Genomic DNA, 16693 nt, shown 5'->3' on the forward strand with positions numbered 1-16693 from the left:
ATCAATTTAATATATATTTGTGAAAATATTTATAAAACAGATTGAACCTACTGTCGCGTGAAGAGATTTAAATTATTTACATACAGCTGTTTGTGTATTTCCACTTTACTTTCTTGTGCGCCTAAAGTAAAAGAAGGGTACGATGAGAAGACCGGATATTCGGGCAATATTTCTATTTCAGGAGCCTTTGCTTTGTACCCTATTGTTGTGCTTTGGAGTGAGGATTTTAAAAAAATACATCCCAATGTGCGCTTCAATATTTCAGCAGGTGGTGCGGGAAAAGGAATTACAGATGTGTTGACCAATATGGTCGATATTGGATTGGTCTCCCGGGATCTGCATCCACAAGAAGTGGCAAAGGGTGCATGGCCTATCCATGTGGCGAAGGATGCTGTTCTGGGTACCGTAAATAGTAATCATCCCAATATTTCGCTTATAAAGACACGTGGATTTACACAAAAGGAATTAGCGGATCTGTTTGTTTATAAAAAATATAAATCATGGCGCGATATAGATAGTCGTTTTGTCGATGAACCTATTGAGGTGTATGTGCGATCGGATGCCGCCGGTGCGGCAGAGACTTGGGCGAAGTACTTTGGAGAACGACAGGAGGATTTGAAAGGTATTGGAATTTTTGGGGACCCGGGATTAGCACAAGCTATAAAGGAAAAAAAACTCAGCATAGGCTTTAACAACATCAACTATGTGTATGATTTGAAAACAAAGATGCCGACAACAAATTTAGCGGTGATTCCGATTGATCAGAATGCGGACGGCAAGATTGATAAGTCGGAAGCTTTTTATGGGCATCTGGACCAACTAACTGAGGCTGTAGCTTTAGGGAATTATCCAGCACCGCCTGCACGTGACTTGACTTTTGTGATACGGAAAGACAAACAGACGAAGTTGTTACAGGCATTTATTCGCTTCGTTTTGGAGAAAGAACAACAAGGCTATTTACTGGAAAATGGGTATGTACCGCTTTCGGAATCGCTAATACATATAGAATTAAAAAAATTAGATCAGTGAACTGGAGACTTTTAAAAGATAAGATTGCGCGTTTTTCGTCGATTACTTTGTTGGTGCTTGCGCTGGCTGTAATTGTGGCTATTGTAGCTGGCTTGGTCGGTAAATCGACACCGCTCTTGCAAGCTGAGTCCTTAGTCGATATTTTATCGGATAGCGTGTGGTCCCCCATGAAAGGACGATTTGGTTTCCTTTCTTTCATTCTGGGTACCGTGTGGGTCACGCTGATCGCACTGATTGTGGCGACACCCCTTTGTGTATTAGCGTCTATTTATCTCGTTGAATATGCGAGTGATCGATTACGGAACATGGTGCTCCCGCTTGTCAATGTACTGGCTGCTATTCCGCCCGTATTATATGGTGTCTGGGGTGTGCTCTTTGTTGTTCCGCTTTTGGGAAATTATATAGCACCATTTCTAGGTATAGACAGCAGTGGGTTCTCTGTATTTGCAGGTGGATTGGTGTTGGCTGTTATGATTTTTCCGATTATGGTAAGTATCATGGTGGAAGTCTTATCGACCATTCCAAAGGAGCTGAAGGACGCATCTCTTTCGCTCGGGGCCACGCAATGGGAAACCATCACTAAGGTGGTCTTACAAAAAGCTAAGCCCGGCCTTATAGCAGCGGCTGTTCTTGGTATTTCGCGTGCCTTTGGCGAGACGGTGGCTGTATTGATGGTGTGTGGAAATATTCCGCAGATACCAAAATCGCTCTTTGATGCCGGATATCCCCTTCCAGCTTTGATCGCCAATAACTTTGGCGAGATGATGTCTATTCCGCTGTATGACTCCGCATTGATGTTTGCCGCCCTACTACTGTTTGTCATCATCTTTGGGTTTAACCTATTATCACGTATCATTTTAAACAGATTGGAGGAGAAAGCCGCATGACACATATCCAAAAGAGACTCCTTAGAGAGCGTCTGGCAAAATACGCCATGCAAGGTTCAGGTATTATCATAACCGGATCTTTATTTTTTATTGTAGGTACAATTCTCTACAAAGGGCTTCCCTATCTGAACTGGCAGATGGTTTCCGAAAGTCCGAAGGGAGGTTTCTATATTGGAAAAGAAGGAGGAATCTTAAATGCGATTCTGGGTTCTTTATATCTAGCCTCTTTATCGACGGCACTAGCCACCTTAATTGGTATACCAATCGCTATCTATCTCGATGTTTATGCGAAAAGTGGATCATTTTTGGTACGCACGTGTAAGTTGCTTTTCGATGTGTTATTTGGGATCCCTTCTATTGTATACGGCGCTATAGCATTTAGTATTATGGTGTGGTTGGGTATCCGGGCTTCTCTTTTAGGCGGGGTTATCACCATTACACTTTTGACGATTCCTATTGTTGTCCGAACGATCGATGAGCTTCTAAAAACCATACCAATAGACCTGAAGCATGTCACCTTCTCCTTGGGGACCACACGTTGGGAGACGGCACGTATGATGCTGCGTTATATTCGTCCAGGCATCTTCACTGCAATTTTACTGGCCTTCGGCCGTGCTATTGGTGATGTTGCTGGGGTGTTGCTTACAACAGGGTTTAGTGACAATTTACCCCAATATCTGGACGAACCTGCAGCCACTTTGCCCCTGGCTATTTTCTTTCAACTAAGTAGTCCTATTCCTGAAGTACAGGGGCGTGCATACGCTTCTGCCTTGGTTTTAACTTTTATCATTTTATTCATTGTTATATGTACCCACATCCTAGCATCAAAACAGAAGAAACACAAAATTTAGCGGCGCTAAATTCTGCAGGTGTTGTGCCGGTCGCAACCCCACATATAGAGATAAAAGATTTGAATGTTTTTATTGAAGGAAATCATATCCTGAAAAATATAAACCTTTCGATTCCAAATAATTCGGTGACTTCTATTATCGGTCCTTCTGGATGTGGTAAAACGACGCTCCTTAAGACATTGAATCGCCTGGTGGATGACAATAAGGGTGTCACTGTAAAAGGTTCTGTTTTGGTAAATGGAGAGGATATCTACGCTCCGGGAGCGGAAGTGACACATATCCGTAAAAAAATGGGCCTATTGTCCCAAAAACCATTTCCTTTACCGATGTCGATCTTTGATAACGTAGCCTACGGTCCACGCATTCATGGGGAACGAAATAAAACAGTATTACGGGGGATCGTTGAAACGCAGTTGCGAAATGTTGGTCTTTGGGATGAGGTTAAAGATCGATTGGAAAGTTCCGCAACACGCCTTTCTATCGGACAACAACAGCGGTTGTGCTTAGCGCGCGGTTTAGCGGTCAAGCCAGAGATTATTCTGGGTGATGAATCCACATCGGCGCTGGATCCAATATCTACACAAACTATTGAAAATCTATTGATTGATCTGAAATCTGATTATACGATCATACTTGTAACGCATATCCTCAGACAGGCACGACGGGTCTCCGATTATATCATTTTTGTCTACAATGGCGAAATTGTAGAGTTCGGAAAGACAGAGGATGTGCTTTTAAACCCGAAGAATGAGATTACGCAACAGTATGTAAAAGGATTTATTAGTTAGTTGTTGAAGCCCCCCTGCGCCAGAGGGGCATCTTGCTTCCTTTTTTTTATTTATTGCGCGACCATTCACTCCATGAACCGATGTATAACTGCGGCAGTTCAAAACCGGCAATTTCCAGGGCCAATAAAGTCTGGCATGCACTTACGCCAGAACCACAATGTACCACCTTTTTATCTGTAGCGCGATCATTTACGTATGGACCATAAAGCTCCTTCAACTCTTTTGTTGATTTAAATAAGCCCTTTTCATTGGTGTTATTTGCGAGTGGGATGTTAATCGCAGAAGGGATATGTCCCGCGATCAGATCAATCGGTTCCTCTATTCCTTCATACCGATGTGCTTCACGGACATCGATAATAAGACTATCTGTATCGGTTGTCAAGAGCTCAACCTCTTGCATGTTAATGGTTGGTAAAAGCCAGTTATGAGGTACTGGATACGGCTCTTTAGCTGGAGAAACGGGGGGCAATACTCCCGTTTGGAGCGGATAACCAGACGCTTTAGCCGCTTGAAAACCGCCATCAAGTACTTGGATACTTGGGTGACCAATCGCGCGCATCATCCACCAAAATCGAGAGGCAGCATTAGCACCACTTAATCTATCATAAACAATTACACGAGATTGTTTTGTAATGCCCAGTTGAGTAAGGAGATGCCCAAAGTCTAAGATGCTTGGTAGTGGATGCCTACCGCCTAGTTTAGGGTCGTCAACAGCTGATAATTGGGAGTCTAAGTCGACAAAAATAGCCTTTTCGAGATGCTCCTCTTGGTATCGTTGGTAGGTGTTTGCTCCGCCCGTAGCGTCAATAATTATAACATCATCTTGATGGCGGATGGCCATCAAGTCCTGCGTACTAATAATTGTATTCATCTATAGATAGAAGTTCAAATAAGATTAACGCCCGCGTTTAAATAATAAGTAATCTAGGCTGTATTTACCTGGACCTAAAGTGAGTATAGCTACATATCCGATAAGAAAAGCTGACGCAAGTTCATATTCACCAAAAATAACCCAGTTATGAACCGATAGTGCGACCAACATCGTGACAATCAAAGGTATGGAAGCCAGCCGCGTAAATAATCCTAATACCAACAAAATAGAGCAAAAGAACTCCGCAAAAACAGCTAAAGAAAGCGAAAGTGTGCTTCCTAACCCCATAAAGTCTGGAAATTGCGATTTCAACGTTTGAAAGCCAACCAACTTTGCATAACCATGTTTGGGTATCATCAGGATACCAAAGCCTAGACGCAAGAACAAGGCCGCTAAATTACTTGCAGAACTACCTTTTTTAACAGAAAAAAAGAAATTTTTCATAGTATAAATGGTGGATAATAAAATGAAATTTGACAAAAGCTAATATATAAAAAAAACGGAAGGTTTTGCTTCCGTTTTTATGAGTTTCTACTGTGTAGCCTTATTTGGTATGGGCGCGCAACATCCAAGCAGTCTTTTCATATCCTGCCATCAGACCGACCAAGAAATCTTCCGTACCAGCATCTTTGTGTTTATCTCCAACAGTCTCAATTTGGCTCCTGATATAGATGATAATGGACTCAAAGTCTTCTAAAAGTTCCTTGATATAGCCTTGACTATCATTTTTCTTATAACGCATCTCCGTAAGTTGTGTCAAAGCTAAGAATTCTTTCATTGTGCCTGCCGCATAATGTCCTATAGCACGAATACGTTCCGCAATATCATCGATCGACGTGCTAATTTCATTGTAAATATTTTCAAAGAAAAGATGTTGGGCATGGAAGTCCGGTCCTTCTATATTCCAATGTGCATTTCGAAGTTTAATGTATAGAACATGTTCATCTGCCAACAATTTGTTTAATATTACGGCCACAGCCTGTGTGTCATTCTCTTTAATACCAATACTTGTTTTCATAATAAAATTGTTTTAAACTAATATTTACTTGCTTCATTTAATAAAACCAAAATTTCGCTATTTAGTTTTAGGTCAACAGCTTCTACGAACGGTTTTAGGTGCAATGTTTTGGTCGCACTTGCAATGGGTGCCGCTATAGTAGGTTGATGCAATAGCCATGCCAAGGCTACGGCCGAAGGACTGGTGTGCTGTATTTCCGCTACGTGAGTAAGCGCCTTGATAATCCGCTCTCCCCTCGGGTTCCAATATTTACTTTTGACTCCTTCTCCGCGAGGAGACTTTGAAAAATCTGTTTCCCGTACATATTTTCCTGTCAGAAAGCCACTCGCTAGGGCGTAATATGGAATGACGGCGAGTTGATTTTCTTCAGCTATTTGCTGGTAATTCGATTCAAAGCCCGACCTGCTGTATAAATTGTATTCCGGTTGTAAAGAGATATAGCGTGGTAGACCGTGTACATCAGCAAGTGTCAACGATTCCGACAGCCTGGTTGGCGAAAGATTAGACGCTCCAATATAACGTACCTTTCCAGCTTTGACAAGATCCTCATACGCACGCAATGTCTCCTCCACGGGCGTCTCTTCTTGGTCAAAATGCGTTTGATAAACATCAATTACATCTGTCTGTAAGCGCTTTAGGGATAATTCTACTTGTTCGTGGATATGCTTCGCTGTCGTATTAGGTGTTGGACTACCAGCGAATGCGCCGCCCACTTTCGTCATCAGCACAATCTTATCACGATTACCTCGGTCTTTTAGCCATCGTCCAATGATAGTTTCAGATTCCCCTCCTGTATTTCCTGGAACCCAATACGAATATTGATTGGCCGTGTCTATCGCATTGAATCCATAGTCAACAAAGGCATCCAAAATCTCAAACGACTCGTGCTCATTTAAGGTCCAACCAAAAACATTTCCTCCAAAAACAAGCGGCGCAATGGTTAAATCAGTACTTCCTAATCTTCGTTTTTCCATCTTAATCATGTTAAAGTTAACGATAACAAGTTACGGCTTTATCGTTTGAAGACATCCATTTTAATGTCACAAATAAAGATTCAACTTCGTTATCGACCACGACCAAATAACAACTGTAGGTACACATTGTTTATGCGGTCGCTTGGTGCATCATAGACATGGGCATTCTCTACAGACCACCGATTGGATCGTAGACCGTACCGATAACCGAGACGGATAAAGGGATAGATGCGGTCGTTTTTTATGCGCTTTAAACCTAGTGCGAAGTCCAATGCTGTACCGCGGTTATTTAATTTCACCTGATTCGATCGTGTTTCCATAAAGTCCAGAAAGTTACCTTCACCACCATCTTTTACCATATATGTTGAAAACCTTTGATACCCAATACCTATTTCGGGACTAATGATAAAACTACGGTGCTGAATCTTATTGGTTGATATATACGCTCTCCGATAACTTTGCAAACTATTCCGTTGCGCAAATCCCCCTCGATTCCCGCCTGATAAGGAGATGCCGATTATGATCGGATTAAAGTTGTAGGCGACGCCAAGCCCGATATGAAATAACCTGAAGTTTGGAGATTCCATATCGTTTGCACGGAGGTACCCTTTTAACGTCGAAAATCGGTTGAGTTCACCACCAACGGAAGAGGTGATTTCAAAAGGGAGACGAGGTTTGTTGTTTTCCTTTTTTTGGCCAGAAGCGGCTAGGTTCGAGAATAAAAGCAATGCAATGTATATAGTGCATTGATTAATATAGGTGAATGTGTTCTTTGGTCTTTTGTTCGATCTTTTGTCAAGCATAGTGGATAGTTTAATGGAAGGTTACACGAATTCATCGTTGTAATTTTCTTTTAAAATCCACAGAAACTACAAAAATACAGTGGCTTACAAAAAATATTTCGACGAACGATGGTATTAACATGGCAAAGGCTTTTTTTACTACGATGAAATATTTAAGGGGGCTGTCTTTACTAAAAATGGCAATTTCCGCCTATAGATCAGGAGAAGGTAGAATAATTATTATTCTTCGTACTTTTGTCTCCACAAAAAATGGATACAGTATTATGGGGGCAGGATTACCGACTTTTTTTCATTCTTTTCAAGCCGATATTTCAGAAATTGGGAAGGCAGAACGCTTTAATTTCCCTTTCTTTTATGAGCCCGATGCATTAAGTCGATTGGCGGCCGCGGAACTCCAGACATACCTCGAGCAGCAGGAAGATTTTGTACATAATTTCGGACTTACACCGATGGAGGGCACACCGATCGGCAAAATGTTCGGTGTCCTGGTCGTCGCGACCAGTGATGGAGCATTAGGTTATCTAGCAGCCTGCTCTGGTAAACTGGCTGGTCGAAATACACATACCCATTTTGTCCCCCCCGTATTCGATATGCTAACAAAAGATAGTTTCTTTCTGCAGGAAGAAGAAACTATTAATGCCTTGAATTTTCAAATAGCAACGTTGGAATCGGCGGCCGTATTACCTAACAGTAAGATTGAATTGGAGCAGTTGACTATAGAAAGTGAGCTGGCATTAAAGCGTAGCCGTGAGGCGATGAAGGTCGCGAAGTCAAAGCGTAAAGAAACTAGGGAACAAGTTTTAGGAACAATAAGCGACGAAGCTTATGCACTGCTTATCGAAGACCTCATTAAACAAAGTTATAGAGATCAACATGAGCATGCCGTTTTAAAGGAAACCTGGAAGAATAGCCTTCATGCGTTACAGGCAAAAATAGAAAACTTGCAAGCGGAGATCGATGCATTAAAACAGCAACGCAAAGACAAATCGGCTAAGCTACAAGCACGTTTGTTCGATGAATACCAATTCTTAAATGGATATGGAACGAATAAAAGTTTATTGCAGATCTTTAAAGAGGCGGGAAATATCATTCCTCCGGCCGGTGCAGGAGAATGTGCTGCGCCTAAGCTTTTGCAGTATGCTTTTGCCCACCAACTTCAACCTATTTCGATTGCTGAATTTTGGTGGGGAAGTTCACCGGCGTCGGCCGTTCGAACACACAAGAGCTTCTACCCTGCCTGTAAAAGTAAATGTGAGCCAATTTTGACACATATGTTAGCGGGCATCGATGTGGATCCGAATCCTTTATTGGATAACCCTGCATTAGACAAGGAACTTCCGATTATTTATGAAGATGAAGCCATCATCGTGGTGAACAAACCCAATGAATTCCTGTCGGTTCCAGGAATACATATTCAAGATTCTGTCTACACACGGATTCTTGCTCGAAATCCCACCATTGAAGGACCCGTTATCATACATCGTCTAGATATGTCAACATCAGGTATCTTGGTCTTGGCAAAAACGAAGTTTGCGCATCATTATATCCAGCAGCAGTTTATAAAACATACGATCGAAAAAAGGTACACGGCTCTATTGGATGGTGTCGTGACAAACCCAATGGGGGAAATCAAACTTCCTCTTCGTGTGGATCTCGATGACCGTCCGCGTCAGCTGGTGTGCTATGAGTATGGTAAAGAGGTACATACCAGCTATCGTGTAGTTGGCATAGAGCAACACAAGACACGGATTCATTTTTTTCCGCACACAGGCCGTACACATCAGCTCAGAGTACACGCAGCACATAGCTTAGGTCTTAATTGCCCAATTTTAGGTGATGATTTGTATGGAAAGCGAGCTGATAGACTACATTTACACGCGGGTTATATAAAGTTTGTACATCCACTCACGAACCAAGAAGTCACGTTTAACGTTCCTGACCCATTTTAATTTTCTTTTCGTCTCTAGAAAAATCAAGAAAAAGTCACATTCCAAAATTAGCTTTGTGTAGGGTTTCTTTTCTTTTTAAACTATGTGTACATTTGTTCGACTTTTTAAAAGATTAACTTTTTAGGTTTAAAAGTCAGTATGATTGTTTTTGGTTAAAACATTACGCTATGTCAAAGCATTACTACATCAAATTAACGACACAATTAGGGATAACTTTTGTTTTTCTCCTGCTGTCTCATATAGCATTTGCACAGTCTATTTTCTTGAAAGGAAAGGTTATGGATGTGACCAATAAGCAACCGATTGGTTATGCCACGGTAGCTGTTATCGGGGGAACGAGTGCGGCCTCTACGGATGATAATGGTAATTTTTCCTTGAAGGTAGATCCGCGTTTTTCTAAAATTCGTTTCTCTTATGTCGGCTATGAATCGCAGGACCTAAGTATTACATCTGACCAGTATCAAGAAATGAACGTTTATCTTGTGCCTGAAGAAAACACCATTGAGACCATTACGGTGAAGTCTCCAAGACGGTCAAAATATTCCAATAAAAATAACCCAGCCGTTGAATTGATTCGTAAGGTTATCGAGCATAAGGATGAAAACCGAATTGAAGCGTACGACTACGCGGAGTACCAACAATATGAAAAAATATCGTTGGGTTTAAGCAACTTGTCAGAAAAGTTTAAGAATCGTAAGATTTTTAAAAATTATCAATTCCTATTTGAGAAAGAAGATGCTGAAGAAGGGGCTGCTTCAGGTAGCTATACCCTACCAGCGTATATCGAAGAACGTCTTTCACAGTTTTATACCCGTAAAAAACCGAATACAACAAAACAGCTGATAAAAGCGGAACAAAAGGCACAATTCGACCCTAAGTTTGTCGATAACAGTGGCTTGAGTGCCTACTTTAACAAGTTGTATCAGGATATTGATATTTACGAGAGTAATATTGAGTTGGTAACGAATCAGTTTTTAAGCCCTATCGCGGGCTCCTCACCTACTTTTTACCGTTTTTATATCACGGATACGATCAAAACGGAGCAACCTTACTTGGTTGAACTTAGTTTTTTTCCACGCAATAAAGCAGATCTCCTGTTTCAGGGAAAGCTATATATTACGCTGGACGGTAAGTATGCCGTTAAGAAGGCTGAGCTAAGTGTATCGGATGATATCAATTTAAACTTTGTTCGTGATTTGGATGTGAAGTTGGATTTTCAACAGGACCTTAATAACCGTTATTATTTACGAACAAGTTCATTAGGCTTAGATTTTTCGTTGACAGACAAAGGTACAGGTATTAAAGGTAACCGAACAGTCACCTTTGAAGACTTTAAAACAGGTGTTGCACGCCCTGATAGTATCTATAAAGGCCCTTCGGTCGTTCGTGTTTATGAACAGACAGAAGGAACTCAAACCAGTGAGTTTTGGTCTGCTAATCGCCCTGTTCCTCTGGCAAAGACTGAGCTTAATATCTACAAAAATATTGATACCCTCCAGTTGATGACTTCGTTTCAACGCTTTATGGATATCAGTGCTTTGCTCCTGTCAGGTTATAAGCAATTAGGACCGTTTGAGTTGGGGCCCGTAAATACATTTTACAGTTTTAACCCTGTCGAAGGTTTTCGTCTACGCGTTGGAGGACGTACAACAGACCGTCTGAGCAAACGTTTCTATGCAGAAGGATATGGAGCTTATGGTTTCAAAGATGAGAAGTGGAAGTACTTCTTAAGTGGTACCTATTCCTTGAATAATAAATCTGTGTATACGTTTCCACAGCATTATTTACGTGCATCGTTTATGCGTGATACCAAAATTCCGGGACAGAATCTCGAATTTGTGCAAGAAGACAACTTCTTATTATCCTTTAAGCGTGGTGAGAACGAACGGTATTTGTATAATGATATTTACCGTTTAGAATATAAACGTGAATTCCAGAACAATTTCTCCTATACCTTGGGGATTTCCAAATGGAAACAGCAACCTGCGGGAATTCTAACGTACCAAATGTTGGATGAAAATGGTAATAATAAATTGTTTAATGAGTTGAACACGACGGAGGTATCACTGAGCCTGCGGTATGCTCCACATGAGGAGTTTTATCAAGGGAAGTTATATCGGACACCGATTTACAATAAGTATCCTATTTTCTACATGAATTATGTGGGAGGCATTAAAGGGATACTTGATGGGGAATACGACTACCACAACTTTACACTAGGTGCTGATAAACGTTTTTACTTCTCGCAACTTGGATTTGCAGATGTAAATATCGAAGGTAACTATATTGCCGGAAGTAATATTCCTTTTCCGTTCTTAAATATTCATCGTGCGAATCAGACCTATGCGTACCAGCTGCGGTCCTATAACTTGATGAACTTCTTGGAGTTTGTAAGTGATCATTCTGTGGCAGCAAACGTGCAATACTATATGAATGGTTTCTTGCTGAATAAGATGCCTTTGATCAAAAAATTAAAATGGCGAGAGGTATTTAGTGTAAAAGCGATATATGGTGGATTGCGTAACGAAAACAATCCGGTATATAACGACAAGGTGTTCCAGTTCCAAGAGAATGCGGACCACGAAAAAATCACATATGGTTTCGGTAGCAAGCCTTATGTAGAAGCTAGTGTAGGTTTAACAAACGTGTTTAAGATATTACGTGTTGACTATGTACGTCGTCTGAATTATTTAGATCAGCCAGACGCACCAAAACACGGTATTCGCGCGCGTATACGCTTTGACTTCTAATTGTAATGCAGCAAAAACCGCAGACACAACGTTCTGGAAAGATTGTTATTCTCGTTATTATTGGTATCGTAATATTATTGTTGACGGGTCGTTTTTTTCTCTTAAAAAACGACCCGTCCATCAGGATACAAGCTCCCTCCCATTTTGGTGCGCCCCTAGATACGGGAAAGATTACGGTTCACGGTGCTTCCCTTGGACGTATATTATTCAATGATCCTATATTATCGCGCCATCAAAAGACATCATGTGCTTCCTGTCATCAACAAGGTGCCGCTTATGCCGATCTGCAGAAAAGCAACAGCGTGGGTGATCTAGGACATAAGACATCACGCAATTCACCAGTCTTAACGAATCTGATCTGGAAGTCTTATTTCTTTCAGGACGGGAGAGCGACGACCTTAAAAGAAACAATATTAAACGCGATTCGGGATACCAATGAGCTGAATAGTGATATCGACCTGATCCTCGATCGACTGAATAATCAGCATCTCTATCAGGAAAAATTTCAGCGCATTACGAAAAGAGAAAAAATCGAAGCATCAGACCTATTATCGGTTCTGTCACAATACCTACGAACCCTTAATTCATGGAATACAAGATACGATGAAATGATGCTGGGCAAAGCTTTCTTTTCGGGCGAAGAGCGCAAAGGTTGGACTATTTTTCAAGAACATTGTCAATCCTGCCATTCCGCACCTTTCTTTACCACGCAAACAGGGCATGTCGTTGCTGGATCCGGAGCGGATCTAGGTATGTATATTCATTCACATAAAGAAGAAGACCGATACCGTTTTATGTCGCCCACACTGCGCAACATCCAGTACTCCGCTCCGTATATGCATGACGGACGGTTTGATGATCTACGGGGGCTCCTTCGGTTTCATGGTGATCCAATCAATACGCCCGGTATGGGTAAAAAGCTAACGGATTCAGAAGTAAGCTCCGTTATCTCTTTTTTGAAGACACTTTCCGACAAAGCCTTTATTTCTACTAGTTCCTATTGATAGTCAAAATTTATGCTGCAGGTATGTGGGCACCAGCTGTTGGCTAGCTTGCTTGTACGCCTGGTTATCTTTTAGGTCCTTTCGGAATCGGAACATCTGAACCTAAGCGTACCTACGGTAGTGACGCTCGAATTAGTACGTTAAAAATAGACTTAAACTAGCCACAATAAAGGTCCACTCCTGCTTTATCGTGGACAAAATTGCCTTCGTAAAATCCATGAATTTTATTATTTTTACCTACTTTCAGTGCTAAATAGTAAAATACAAAAGAACCTTTGGGGTAAATGAGCGAAGAAACAAACTTTTCAGAAGAATCTCACGACGAAAATTTAAATGGTGCAGAGCATGAATCCAACAGTACGACGATTCCTTTATCGGGGTTGTATGAAAACTGGTTTTTAGATTATGCCTCTTATGTTATATTAGATCGTGCTGTACCGCATATTAACGATGGCTTCAAACCTGTACAACGCCGTATCCTTCACTCGTTAAAAGAGATGGATGATGGACGATACAATAAAGCTGCCAACGTTATTGGTAATACCATGAAGTACCACCCACACGGGGATGCTTCTATTGGGGATGCCATGGTGCAAATTGGACAAAAAGATTTACTGATCGATTGTCAAGGAAACTGGGGTGATCCTATTACAGGTGACTCTGCGGCAGCACCGCGTTATATTGAGGGCCGTTTGTCTAAATTTGCAAACGAGGTCGTCTTTAATCCAGATACGACCGAGTGGCAATTAAGCTATGACGGGCGTAATAAAGAACCCGTTACCTTACCTGTTAAATTTCCGCTTTTACTTACCCAAGGTGCGGAAGGTATTGCCGTAGGTTTGGCAACCAAGATTATGCCGCATAATTTTGTGGAGCTAATTGATGGCTCTGTGCAGGTTCTGAAAGGAGAGCGTCCCAATCTTGTGCCGGATTTTCCAACGGGAGGTTTCGCTGATGTTACAAACTATAATGAAGGACGTCGTGGTGGCAAAATTCGTGTTCGTGCAAAGATTGAAGAACGAGATAAGAAAACCTTAGCGATTACAGAGATCCCTTTTGGTACAACAACTGGAAGTCTTATCGATAGTGTGATTGCAGCCAATGATAAGGGAAAGATTAAGATCAAGAAGATCGAGGACAATACCGCCGAGAAAGTAGAGATTATCGTGCACTTGGCACCAGGGATTTCACCTGATGTGACAATTGACGCACTATTTGCTTTTACCGGCTGTGAGACCTCCATATCGCCTAATACCTGTGTTATTATCGATAATAAACCACACTTTATGAGTGTGAATGATATCTTAATCGAGAATACCAAGCAAACGAAAGCACTTCTAAAGCTGGAATTAGAGATTAAACTACATGAGTTACAAGAGAAGATTTTCTTTAGCTCTTTGTTGAAGATCTTTATTCAGGAGGGTATGTATAAGCATAACGATTATGAAAATGCGGGTGATTTTGATACCGTAGTTCAGGTCTTGAATCGCTTATTTGAACCTTTCTTCCCGCAATTTTATCGCGAAATACAACCAGAAGACTATAAACGGTTGATCGACAAGCCAATGAGTAGTATCACGCGTTTCGATGTGAAAAAGGCCGACGAGCAGATGAAAGCGTTAGAGGACGATATTAAAGATGTGCGACGTAATCTTAAGAATTTAACGGAATTCACGATCAATTGGTTCGAGCATCTGCGCAGCAAATATGCGAAGGGGCGTGAACGCAAAACGGAGATCCGTATTTTTGATAAGGTAGAAGCCGCACAGGTAGCCTTAGCGAATGCTAAATTATATGTAAACCGTGAAGAAGGGTTTATTGGAACGGGCATGCGTAAGGATGAGTTTGTGTCGGAGTGTTCCGATATTGATGATATTATTGTTTTCCGCGCTGATGGTAAATATGTAGTCACCAAGATTCAAGATAAAGTATTTGTCGGAAAAGATATTATTCACGTCGCCGTATTTAAGAAAGGTGACGACCGAACGGTGTATAATGCCATCTATAAAGATGGGGATACGGGCACAAGCTTTATCAAACGCTTTTCGGTAACAGCGGTTACACGAGATAAGGAGTATGATATCGGTAAAGGTGGCAAAGGGACCAAGATTTTGCATTTTTCGGCAAATCCGAACGGTGAAGCGGAGGTTGTAAATATTCAATTGAAACCACATACAAAGCTGAGAAAGCTTACTTTCGACCTTGATTTTGCTGAAATAGCGATTAAAGGGCGTGCTTCACAAGGGAATATTGTTTCAAAATTCCCATTGAAGAAAGTAACCTTTAAGAGCGCTGGTGTATCTACACTTGCGGGACGTAAAATTTGGTTCGATGACGTGCTGAAGCGCCTTAATGCAGATGAACGTGGGGTTTATTTAGGTGAGTTTAATGCAGAAGATAAAATTCTTCTTGTTTATCCAGATGGCTCGTATGAGTTTTCTTCTTTTGATCTAAGCAACCATTTTGATACGACCTTGGTCAAAATGGAGAAATATACACCGAAACAAGTTTACGCAGCCGTACATAAGGACGGCAAGACGGGAACATATTATGTAAAACGGTTTACGTTTGATGACCAGCCGATCGGTAAACGAATGTCCTTTATCAGCGATGCACCTGGTTCCGCGCTGATACTGCTTAGCAATGGTGATAATCCAATCGTGAAGCTTGATATTCTTAAAGGGAAATCGCAGACACCAGAATCGATGGAGCAGCCGCTTAATGAGATTATCGATGTAAAGGGGATCAAGGCACAAGGTAATAGGTTGTCCTTTCATACGGTGAAAGCCGTGACCCTGCTTTCTACGGAGAAAGATTTGGCGCGAGGCGATGCAAAGGAGGAAGCAGCGGAGGCCGTGGATACGGGGGAAACACCGTTAGCTTCTGAAGGGACAGAGGAAATAAATTCGGTAGAAACGACTTCTTCTTCTGATGTAAGTTTAGAAATTACAAATCCAGAGGATATAAATTTAGATGACCAAGGACAGACGTCTTTGTTCTAACTGGTTAAGATCTTAGTTGGTCGTCATTGCGAAGTCAAGGTACGAAGGCTGTGGCAATCTTTTCAAATGGCTTTAAATGCGCTATTTTTAAGGAAGATTGCCGCGTCGCTACACTCCTCGCAATGACGACTTCTTTTTTTAGATATACATGCTAGTCGAGCTTGTGGCTCGGACTCTTATACCACGAAACACCAAGCTATCAACTACCAAACTCTGTCATGTCCTAAAAACTACCAAACTACAAACTACCATTGCTCTTTAAAAACTTGTGGAGTTTCGGTGCAATGACCGCTGCACAGAACGGGTTCCCCGGATTTTGGTTGAAGTAATCGTGGTGATAGTCTTCTGCTTCCCAAAAAGTAACCGCTGGTTCGACCGCTGTCACAATTGGGTTTTCAAACACACCTTCCTTCGATAATGCCGCGATAAAATTTGTTGCTTCTTCCTGTTGTTGTTCATCATGAAAGAACACCACAGAGCGATATTGCGTGCCAACGTCGTTCCCCTGTCTGTTTAGGGTTGTCGGGTCGTGTGTTTTAAAAAAGACAGCAAGCAGATCCTTAAAATCCACTAATGTCGGATCGAAATCTAATTGTACCACTTCGACATGTTCTGTGTCGCCATTGCAAACCTCTTTATAAGTCGGGTTGTCATTCTTTCCTCCCATGTACCCGGGAAGTACCGTGTTTACCCCTTTTGTATTTTGGAATATTACTTCGGTACACCAAAAGCAACCTCCACCAAATGTAGCCTTCATATTCTATTGA

Annotated in this window: 14 protein-coding genes; 8 read left to right on the forward strand and 6 right to left on the reverse strand. The window is 41.5% G+C overall.

Features of this window, described 5'->3' with window-relative positions; genetic code table 11:
* Positions 1–57 precede the first annotated feature (57 nt).
* From B9Y69_RS04075 to B9Y69_RS04090, 4 genes are read left to right on the forward strand one after another with little or no spacing between them, the layout of a single operon-like run.
* Positions 58–1029, forward strand: coding sequence for a PstS family phosphate ABC transporter substrate-binding protein (locus B9Y69_RS04075; protein WP_085471699.1), 972 nt, complete (start codon positions 58–60; stop codon positions 1027–1029).
* Positions 1026–1916: a phosphate ABC transporter permease subunit PstC gene (gene pstC, locus B9Y69_RS04080; RefSeq protein ID WP_085471700.1), complete on the forward strand. Its 891-nt coding sequence runs from the start codon at positions 1026–1028 to the stop codon at positions 1914–1916. Before B9Y69_RS04075 ends, pstC begins: the two co-directional genes overlap by 4 nt.
* Entirely contained in the window at positions 1913–2767 is an 855-nt protein-coding gene (locus B9Y69_RS04085) for a PstA family ABC transporter permease (protein WP_085471701.1), read from the forward strand. The genes pstC and B9Y69_RS04085 overlap by 4 nt, the downstream gene beginning before the upstream one ends.
* Complete coding sequence (locus tag B9Y69_RS04090) at positions 2722–3555, forward strand: phosphate ABC transporter ATP-binding protein (RefSeq protein ID WP_085471702.1); 834 nt, start codon at positions 2722–2724, stop codon at positions 3553–3555. The genes B9Y69_RS04085 and B9Y69_RS04090 overlap by 46 nt, the downstream gene beginning before the upstream one ends.
* 46 nt (positions 3556–3601) lie before the next feature.
* Here the strand turns inward: B9Y69_RS04090 and B9Y69_RS04095 are convergent, their stop codons facing one another.
* The 5 genes from B9Y69_RS04095 to B9Y69_RS04115 all read right to left on the reverse strand — a co-directional run bounded on the left by B9Y69_RS04095 (position 3602) and on the right by B9Y69_RS04115 (position 7221).
* The gene (locus B9Y69_RS04095) at positions 3602–4426 is read right to left on the reverse strand and encodes a sulfurtransferase (RefSeq protein ID WP_085471703.1); all 825 of its coding nucleotides are present in this window, start codon (positions 4424–4426) and stop codon (positions 3602–3604) included.
* A gap of 24 nt (positions 4427–4450) precedes the next feature.
* Positions 4451–4870, reverse strand: a complete 420-nt coding sequence (locus B9Y69_RS04100) for a DoxX family protein (protein WP_085471704.1) — start codon at positions 4868–4870, stop codon at positions 4451–4453.
* 100 nt (positions 4871–4970) lie between these two features.
* Positions 4971–5444: a Dps family protein gene (locus B9Y69_RS04105; protein ID WP_085471705.1), complete on the reverse strand. Its 474-nt coding sequence runs from the start codon at positions 5442–5444 to the stop codon at positions 4971–4973.
* A gap of 17 nt (positions 5445–5461) precedes the next feature.
* Positions 5462–6418: an aldo/keto reductase gene (locus B9Y69_RS04110; RefSeq protein ID WP_085471996.1), complete on the reverse strand. Its 957-nt coding sequence runs from the start codon at positions 6416–6418 to the stop codon at positions 5462–5464.
* An 89-nt stretch (positions 6419–6507) separates the two neighbouring features.
* Complete coding sequence (locus B9Y69_RS04115; protein WP_085471706.1) at positions 6508–7221, reverse strand: hypothetical protein; 714 nt, start codon at positions 7219–7221, stop codon at positions 6508–6510.
* A gap of 119 nt (positions 7222–7340) precedes the next feature.
* Here B9Y69_RS04115 and B9Y69_RS04120 point away from each other — a divergent pair, with 119 nt between their 5' ends.
* The 4 genes from B9Y69_RS04120 to B9Y69_RS04135 all read left to right on the forward strand — a co-directional run bounded on the left by B9Y69_RS04120 (position 7341) and on the right by B9Y69_RS04135 (position 15926).
* Positions 7341–9170 carry an RluA family pseudouridine synthase gene (locus B9Y69_RS04120; protein WP_234991083.1) on the forward strand — a complete coding sequence of 610 codons (1830 nt, stop codon included), beginning with the start codon at positions 7341–7343 and terminating at the stop codon, positions 9168–9170.
* A gap of 167 nt (positions 9171–9337) precedes the next feature.
* The gene (locus B9Y69_RS04125; protein ID WP_085471707.1) at positions 9338–11920 is read left to right on the forward strand and encodes a DUF5686 and carboxypeptidase-like regulatory domain-containing protein; all 2583 of its coding nucleotides are present in this window, start codon (positions 9338–9340) and stop codon (positions 11918–11920) included.
* Positions 11921–11925: 5 nt separating this feature from the next.
* The gene (locus B9Y69_RS04130; RefSeq protein WP_085471708.1) at positions 11926–12924 is read left to right on the forward strand and encodes a cytochrome-c peroxidase; all 999 of its coding nucleotides are present in this window, start codon (positions 11926–11928) and stop codon (positions 12922–12924) included.
* Positions 12925–13208: 284 nt separating this feature from the next.
* The gene (locus B9Y69_RS04135) at positions 13209–15926 is read left to right on the forward strand and encodes a DNA gyrase/topoisomerase IV subunit A (protein WP_085471709.1); all 2718 of its coding nucleotides are present in this window, start codon (positions 13209–13211) and stop codon (positions 15924–15926) included.
* A gap of 238 nt (positions 15927–16164) precedes the next feature.
* On the opposite strand, the gene msrA is transcribed toward B9Y69_RS04135, so the two are convergent.
* Positions 16165–16683 (reverse strand): peptide-methionine (S)-S-oxide reductase MsrA, encoded by a 519-nt coding sequence (msrA, locus tag B9Y69_RS04140; protein WP_085471710.1) that lies wholly within the window; start codon positions 16681–16683, stop codon positions 16165–16167.
* Between the last annotated feature and the right edge of the window lie 10 nt (positions 16684–16693).

It is taken from the genome of Sphingobacterium psychroaquaticum (assembly GCF_900177625.1).
In the GTDB taxonomy this organism is placed as follows: Bacteria; Bacteroidota; Bacteroidia; order Sphingobacteriales; family Sphingobacteriaceae; genus Sphingobacterium; species Sphingobacterium psychroaquaticum.

Excerpts from the sequence above, each read along its gene's own strand:
- B9Y69_RS04090 (WP_085471702.1), top strand. The coding sequence starts at position 2,722 with ATGTACCCACATCCTAGCATCAAAACAGAAGAAACACAAAATTTAGCG.
- msrA (WP_085471710.1), bottom strand. The coding sequence starts at position 16,683 with ATGAAGGCTACATTTGGTGGAGGTTGCTTTTGGTGTACCGAAGTAATA.
- B9Y69_RS04120 (WP_234991083.1), top strand. The coding sequence starts at position 7,341 with ATGGCAAAGGCTTTTTTTACTACGATGAAATATTTAAGGGGGCTGTCT.
- B9Y69_RS04105 (WP_085471705.1), bottom strand. The coding sequence starts at position 5,444 with ATGAAAACAAGTATTGGTATTAAAGAGAATGACACACAGGCTGTGGCC.
- B9Y69_RS04085 (WP_085471701.1), top strand. The coding sequence starts at position 1,913 with ATGACACATATCCAAAAGAGACTCCTTAGAGAGCGTCTGGCAAAATAC.
- B9Y69_RS04095 (WP_085471703.1), bottom strand. The coding sequence starts at position 4,426 with ATGAATACAATTATTAGTACGCAGGACTTGATGGCCATCCGCCATCAA.
- B9Y69_RS04135 (WP_085471709.1), top strand. The coding sequence starts at position 13,209 with ATGAGCGAAGAAACAAACTTTTCAGAAGAATCTCACGACGAAAATTTA.
- B9Y69_RS04110 (WP_085471996.1), bottom strand. The coding sequence starts at position 6,418 with ATGGAAAAACGAAGATTAGGAAGTACTGATTTAACCATTGCGCCGCTT.
- B9Y69_RS04100 (WP_085471704.1), bottom strand. The coding sequence starts at position 4,870 with ATGAAAAATTTCTTTTTTTCTGTTAAAAAAGGTAGTTCTGCAAGTAAT.
- B9Y69_RS04115 (WP_085471706.1), bottom strand. The coding sequence starts at position 7,221 with ATGCTTGACAAAAGATCGAACAAAAGACCAAAGAACACATTCACCTAT.
- B9Y69_RS04130 (WP_085471708.1), top strand. The coding sequence starts at position 11,926 with ATGCAGCAAAAACCGCAGACACAACGTTCTGGAAAGATTGTTATTCTC.
- B9Y69_RS04125 (WP_085471707.1), top strand. The coding sequence starts at position 9,338 with ATGTCAAAGCATTACTACATCAAATTAACGACACAATTAGGGATAACT.